The 1,046-nt window shown below is 45.1% G+C and carries 1 pseudogene; it reads left to right on the top strand.

The annotated features are described in order from the left end of the window. Positions 1-2 precede the first annotated feature (2 nt). Positions 3-1,023, top strand: a pseudogene (locus FC85_RS05130) (IS30 family transposase). Positions 1,024-1,046 lie beyond the last annotated feature (23 nt).

Below are 1,046 nucleotides of genomic sequence, written 5' to 3'. Positions count from 1 at the left end.
ATATCATATCTAATCAGTATCACCAACTCAATTTAGCTGAACGTGGTCGAATTGAAACCCTAAGGGGCTTAGATTGGTCCATCCGCCGGATTGCCAAGGCTCTTCATCGTAATCCCAGTACGATTTCGCGTGAATTAAGACGGGGACAACAACACAGATTAACGCTAATACTCATATCTTCGAACAGTCATATCTGGTGGAAACTGGCGAAGCAATTTATCGTAAGCACCGACTAAACAGCTATTATCGTGGACTCTTTGATCACTGTCAAGCCTTCTGTAATGCTTTGGTTACAGCTTTAAAAGCTCGCCCCAGAATGCATAGTGTGGAATGCATAGTGTGGATACTTTTATTCACCAATTCAAGACTAATTACCCAGGAGTTGTCTGTCCCTCAACACCGACGGTGTATCGATACATTGACGACCAGCGTTTAGCTATCCGTAATTCAGACCTACCAGCTAAACTCCGTCGCCGAGTCAAACGTCCCGGAACAAAGCATCACCGAATCAATAAGAAGAATCTGGGCCATTCAATCGAAGAGCGTCCCACTGTGGTTCAAGCGCGTCAAGAGCTTGGACACTGGGAAAGTGACTTGGTCAAAGGTAAACGAGTTGAATCTGAGCCAGCATTAATGACTTTGACTGAACGTGTTAGTCGTTTAGAAATCATCGTTAAACTTCCCAATTATCATGCCGACACTTGCTTGAAAGCCCTCCAGAACACCTTATATGACTATGGAACTGAGTACTTTAAAACCATTACTTTTGATAACGGTGCCGAGTTCTCAAGCTTGAGCCAAGTGGCGGGAACGGACATCTACTTTGCCCATCCTTATTCACCATGGGAACGCGGAACCAATGAGAACACTAACGGCCTTTTGCACGAGTTCTTCCCGAAGGGTAGATTCTTGGTTTTGGCCTCACTCATTGATATTCAGCTGGCTCAGGATACCTTAAACAACCGGCTGCGGCGGCCATTAAACTATCGTTGCCCAGCCGATCTAATGCCTGAACTAGCTTAGCAACTAGACCACTTCTAAGAATA

Source organism: Lentilactobacillus diolivorans DSM 14421 (genome assembly GCF_001434255.1).
Lineage (GTDB): Bacteria > Bacillota > Bacilli > Lactobacillales > Lactobacillaceae > Lentilactobacillus > Lentilactobacillus diolivorans.
This window is presented reverse-complemented; position numbering and strand designations above follow the sequence as displayed.